Raw genomic sequence first — 5065 nt, forward strand, 5'->3', positions numbered from 1 at the left:
ATGCGTCTGCTGTCCAAGCCGATGAAGTTCAATGCCATATCCGGGTTCGACCTGGAAGTAGTAGAATACCTGCCCTGCGAATAAACGCACACGATCCACGACTGCGCCTGGTGCGCAGCCGGTTCTTTAAGAGAGAGATGACATGTCAGCTATACGTACCATTGAAGGCGATTTCGTATCCGTACAGGGCCGTTACGCCCTGGTCGTCGGTCGCTTCAACAGCTTTGTGGTGGAAAGCCTGCTGTCCGGCGCGATTGACGCGCTCAAGCGCCACGGCGTGAAAGAGGCGGACATCACAATTGTACGAGCTCCGGGCGCGTTCGAAATTCCCCTGGTGGTAAAGAAGGTCGCCGACACCAAACAGTTCGACGCCATCATCACGCTGGGCGCAGTTATTCGTGGCGGTACGCCGCACTTCGAGTACGTGGCCGGCGAATGCGTCAAGGGTATCGGCAGTCTGTCGCTGGAGTACGGTATTCCGGTTGCGTTTGGTGTACTGACGGTGGACAGCATCGAGCAGGCCATCGAGCGTTCCGGCACCAAGGCGGGTAACAAGGGTGCCGAGGCGGCGATGTCTGCAGTGGAAATGGTCAGCCTGTTCAAGCAGCTGGAGGCCAAGTGAGCGAGTCCGACCAGCAGCCGGCCAGTGCAGGCCGGCCCAAGGCATCGGCTCGGCGCAAGGCCCGCAGTCTTGCGGTCCAGGCGCTCTATGGCTGGCAGGTGGCTGATCTGCCGCTGTCCGATATTGAAGCCCAGTATCGTGCCGACAATGATTTTGCCAAGGTCGACGGCGCCTATTTTCATGAGTTGCTCACTGGCGTAGGTCGCAATCTGACCGAGCTCGACGAGCACCTGGGCGGAGTGCTGGATCGGCCGGTGCGGGAGCTGGATCCGGTCGAGATGGCGATTCTGCGCCTGGGGGTGTATGAACTTGTGCATCGGATCGACGTGCCCTATAAGGTAGTGATCAACGAGGGCATCGAACTGGCCAAGATATTTGGCGCCACCGATGGTCACAAATACGTCAATGGCATTCTCGACAAGCTGGCTCCTCGCCTGCGCAGTGTCGAGGTCAATGCGTCCCGCAGGGGGCGCTGAAAGCCATCTGTAAAAGGCCGCAGCCATGCCGCTGGGTGAGTTTGAACTGATTGGCCGGTATTTTCGCAGCGTTGCGCTGGAGGGTGCGGGCAGTCCGGAGCATGTCACCCTGGGCATCGGCGACGATGCCGCGCTGATCGCCCCGGCTGCCGGCAAGCAACTGGTGGTATCCACCGATACCGTCGTGCTGGGCACCCACTTTCCGCATGACTACATCCCGGCCAATCTGGCCTATCGAGCCATTGCCGCGGCCGTGAGCGATCTGGCGGCCATGGGCGCCAGGCCGCTGAGCTTCACGCTGGCGCTAACGCTGCCTGAAGTGGATGAGAGCTGGCTGCAGAGTTTTGCCGAGGGGCTCACTGATGCCGCGCGCGATCACCGCATCAGCCTGATCGGCGGCGATACCACGCGTGGCCCGCTGAATATCAACGTAACTGTTTTCGGTGAGGTCCGACCGCGCAATGTGGTGCGCCGCGGCGACGCCCATGCCGGTGATCTGCTGTGCGTCGGCGGCCCCCTGGGTGATGGTGCCGGCGGGCTGGCTGTTGCGCTGGGCGAACATCTTCCGGGCGATATCAGCGACACCGCGCGCGATTACCTGTTCCAGCGTTTCTGGCGGCCGCTGGCACAGTGCGATCTCGGGCTCGAACTCGCAGGGGTCGCCAGCGCAGGCCTGGACGTTTCCGACGGGCTGATTGCCGACGCGAACCATCTGGCCCAGGCCAGTGGAGTGGCGTTGCATATCCGCGTTGCCGATCTGCCCTGTTCCGAAGCTCTGCATGCATGGCCGCAGGCGCAGCGACGGGAGTGGATGCTGGGCGGTGGTGACGACTACGTGCTGTTGTTCACCCTGCCAGTAGCCAGTATAAGCTGCCTGGACGTGTGGTCATCCCTGGGTTTCGGGGTCAAGGTGATCGGTGAGGCGGTGGCCGGGAGCGGTATCTGGCTTGACGACGGGCAGGGGCTCGAAGAGGTTGTTGTGCATTCCGGTTTCCAGCACTTCCAGGGAGGCGGTAATGTCTGAGCGGTCTGAATACGCGCCGGCATCAGTCTGGCGCAATCCTGTTCATTTTCTCGCGTTTGGCTTTGGCAGCGGCGCCGTACGTCGGGCACCAGGCACCTGGGGCACGCTGGCATCGGTTCCGTTCGTCCCGTTGTGGCAGCATTTGCCATTGTCCGGCTATCTGGCCGTGCTTGTCCTCAGCACCCTGGTCGGCGTCTGGCTTTGCGGGCGTACGGCGAAGGATCTTGGCGTGCACGATCACAGTGGCATTGTCTGGGACGAGTTCGTCGGTTACTGGCTGACCATGCTGCTGGCGCCGCCGGGCTGGTGGTGGCTGATCGGTGGTTTCGTACTCTTTCGGTTCTTCGACATCCTCAAGCCCTGGCCCATCAGTTGGGTGGATCGCAAGCTGCACGGCGGACTGGGGATCATGCTGGACGATATACTCGCCGGACTGATGGCACTGGCGGTTCTGCTGGTGGTCGAGCAACTGATCTGATTACAGCTCAAGGAGAATGGTGATGCCAGGGAAGAAAGTCATTGCGAGTCTGGTTCTGGCTCTGGGTCTCGCTGCAGGTCTGGCGGACGCCGAGCCCCGGGTACGGGTAGTGGGCCTGTTTTCCGGCGCAGCGGTGGTCAATATTGATGGCCAGCGGCACATGCTGCGCGTCGGCAAGCCTGGGCCGCAGGGCGTTGAACTGGTGGCTGCAGACAGCAGTACCGCCACCTTGCGGATAAACGGGCAGACCCGTCAGCTGTCCCTGCAGCGCGACTACAGCGACGGTTTCGCCGCGGTGGAGCGCAAGCAGGTAACCGTCGGCCGTACCGCCGGCGGCCATTTTCGTACCGTGGGTTCGATCAATGGTCAGAACGTCCAGTTCATGCTTGATACCGGTGCCACCAGCGTGGCGATGAATTCCTTTCAGGCGCAGCGCCTGGGAATCGATTACCGCCTGACCGGGGTGCCGATCATGGCCAATACCGCGAGCGGGCAGGAAAAGGCTTACCGGGTCATGCTGGATCGAGTGAAGGTGGGTGATATCGAGCTGACCAATGTCGAGGGGATCGTTCTGGAAGGCAGTTTTCCGATCGAGGTGCTGCTGGGCAACAGTTATCTCAGCCGCATACGCATGATCGACAACGGCGAAACCCTGATTCTGGAAAGCCGGCACTGACCGCTGCGCTCTACGGCGACATGTCGACACATTCGCCATAGCGCTATGCATCGCGGCATTGCCGTTCTCCTGATAATATAGCGGCCCGTTATTGCAGCAACCGGACAGGAGCCAGGTGTGTCAGTCACCTTTGTTGCGTCATCCAAATTGCCCACCCGCTGGGGCACCTTCACCATGCATGGCTTTCTCGAACCGGAATCCGGCAAGGAACATGTGGTATTGACCATGGGCGATGTAGCCGACGGCAGGCCGGTGCTGGGTCGCCTGCACTCTGAATGCCTCACTGGCGACGCATTGTTCAGCCTGCGCTGCGACTGTGGGTTCCAACTGGAGGCCGCCCTCAAGGCAATCGCCGAAGAAGGCCGCGGCGCGTTACTGTATCTGCGTCAGGAAGGTCGTGGCATAGGCTTGATGAACAAGATCAGGGCCTATCATCTACAGGATGGGGGCGCCGATACGGTGGAAGCCAACGAATTGTTGGGTTTTGGTGCAGACCAGCGTGATTACGGCATCTGCCAGCCAATGCTTGAGCACCTGGGTATTACCAGCCTGCGTCTGCTGACCAACAACCCGCGCAAGGTCAAGGCATTGGAAGGTTACGGTCTGAGAGTCACCGAGCGCCTGCCGCTGGAATTTGGTCTCAATCCCCATAACAGCAAGTACCTGGCAACCAAGGCCGGCAAGCTCGGCCACATGCTGGGGCTGATGCATCAGGCGGAGAAAGAATAATGTTCGACCCTACCCAGCACTGGCGCGCCCTGCGGCGTAACTGGCGGATGCAGAGCATCGTCACGCTCTGTCTGCCGATAGCACTGGCCTGGCTGTTGAAAGACCAGCCGGGCGCCTGGGAAGAAGGCGCCCTCTGGCTGTTTGTCCTGGGACTGGCAACCCTGTTCCTGTCGCTCTGGCGGTTCCGCCGCTACAAGGCCGCATTGATCGAGGCCGACCGCCTGGGCGAAGCCCCCGAGGCCGCCGATGCGTGGGTGACCCTGCAGCGCGAGCAGTTGCTCGGTCTGCTCAATGCCAAGCTGCCGGCATGGATTGGCATGCTGCACTACGTATGCACCTCCGAAATCGTGCCGCTGACCCTGCTGGTGCTGGCGAGCATGGGCGTCATGCTGCTGTATCGTCCGCCCTCTGCCTGGGTAAAGTAGTGCGGCGCTGGCTGCTTGCCCTGGCCTGCCTCTGGTTGGCCTGGGGTAGTGCACAGGCCAGCGCGGAAACCGCCGAGGCGCCTGATGAAGCCCGGCGGATTGTCAGTCTTGCCCCGTTCCTGACCGATATGCTGATCCAGTTGCACGCGTCCGACCGCCTGGTAGGCGTTCTGGATGACGGACAACTGGATCAGACGCTCGATACTGTGGTCCGCGTCGGTGGCCATCAGACGCTGTCCCGCGAACTGATTCTCGCGCAGCAACCCGATCTCGTGCTGGCCTGGACTTCGGGAAACGACCCCCAGTTGCTTGCCCAGCTCGAGAAGTGGGGCTTGCGCGTTGAGCGGTTCGATCCCCAACGTCTGACTGATATTGCCGACATGACCCGCGAGCTCGGCCACCTGCTGGGGATGCAACAGCGGGCCCGGCAACTGGCTGCCGACTTCGAGCAATCGCTCGCGCGCCTGCATCGCCCGCTGACTGCTGATGCGCCTCGGGTTTTCGTGCAGCTCTGGGACGATCCACTCTATACGGTAAGCGACCAGCAACTGATTGGCGATGCGCTGCGTCACTGCGGTGCACGCAACATATTTGGGGCTCTGCCCGTCCTCGCACCGCAAGTGGGACGTGAAAGC

9 protein-coding genes are annotated in these 5065 nt (G+C 61.5%); all 9 read left to right on the forward strand.

The window, feature by feature from the left end; genetic code table 11:
• Positions 1–84: hypothetical protein (locus ABYA88_RS15175; protein ID WP_373188236.1), on the forward strand; the 84-nt coding region annotated here is incomplete at its 5' end.
• A gap of 58 nt (positions 85–142) precedes the next feature.
• Positions 143–622, forward strand: coding sequence for a 6,7-dimethyl-8-ribityllumazine synthase (ribE, locus tag ABYA88_RS15180; protein ID WP_373188229.1), 480 nt, complete (start codon positions 143–145; stop codon positions 620–622).
• On the forward strand, positions 619–1098 hold the full coding sequence (gene nusB, locus ABYA88_RS15185; RefSeq protein WP_373188230.1) for a transcription antitermination factor NusB: 480 nt from the start codon (positions 619–621) through the stop codon (positions 1096–1098). The genes ribE and nusB overlap by 4 nt, the downstream gene beginning before the upstream one ends.
• Before the next feature lie 31 nt (positions 1099–1129).
• The gene (thiL, locus tag ABYA88_RS15190) at positions 1130–2122 is read left to right on the forward strand and encodes a thiamine-phosphate kinase (protein ID WP_373188237.1); all 993 of its coding nucleotides are present in this window, start codon (positions 1130–1132) and stop codon (positions 2120–2122) included.
• Entirely contained in the window at positions 2115–2600 is a 486-nt protein-coding gene (locus tag ABYA88_RS15195) for a phosphatidylglycerophosphatase A (protein WP_373188231.1), read from the forward strand. The genes thiL and ABYA88_RS15195 overlap by 8 nt, the downstream gene beginning before the upstream one ends.
• Before the next feature lie 22 nt (positions 2601–2622).
• On the forward strand, positions 2623–3276 hold the full coding sequence (locus ABYA88_RS15200; protein ID WP_373188232.1) for a TIGR02281 family clan AA aspartic protease: 654 nt from the start codon (positions 2623–2625) through the stop codon (positions 3274–3276).
• Positions 3277–3393: 117 nt separating this feature from the next.
• Entirely contained in the window at positions 3394–4005 is a 612-nt protein-coding gene (gene ribA, locus ABYA88_RS15205; protein ID WP_373188233.1) for a GTP cyclohydrolase II, read from the forward strand.
• Entirely contained in the window at positions 4005–4430 is a 426-nt protein-coding gene (locus ABYA88_RS15210; protein ID WP_373188234.1) for an MFS transporter, read from the forward strand. The genes ribA and ABYA88_RS15210 overlap by 1 nt, the downstream gene beginning before the upstream one ends.
• On the forward strand, positions 4430–5065 hold a 636-nt coding region (locus ABYA88_RS15215; protein WP_373188235.1), incomplete at its 3' end, for an ABC transporter substrate-binding protein. The genes ABYA88_RS15210 and ABYA88_RS15215, both read left to right, overlap by 1 nt.

Source organism: Halopseudomonas sp. (assembly GCF_041579695.1).
In the GTDB taxonomy this organism is placed as follows: Bacteria; Pseudomonadota; Gammaproteobacteria; order Pseudomonadales; family Pseudomonadaceae; genus Halopseudomonas.

What these genes read in the sequence shown, in the direction of transcription:
- ABYA88_RS15200 (WP_373188232.1), top strand. Translation starts at nt 2,623, where the DNA reads ATGCCAGGGAAGAAAGTCATTGCGAGTCTGGTTCTGGCTCTGGGTCTC.
- ABYA88_RS15210 (WP_373188234.1), top strand. Translation starts at nt 4,005, where the DNA reads ATGTTCGACCCTACCCAGCACTGGCGCGCCCTGCGGCGTAACTGGCGG.
- ABYA88_RS15195 (WP_373188231.1), top strand. Translation starts at nt 2,115, where the DNA reads ATGTCTGAGCGGTCTGAATACGCGCCGGCATCAGTCTGGCGCAATCCT.
- ribE (WP_373188229.1), top strand. Translation starts at nt 143, where the DNA reads ATGTCAGCTATACGTACCATTGAAGGCGATTTCGTATCCGTACAGGGC.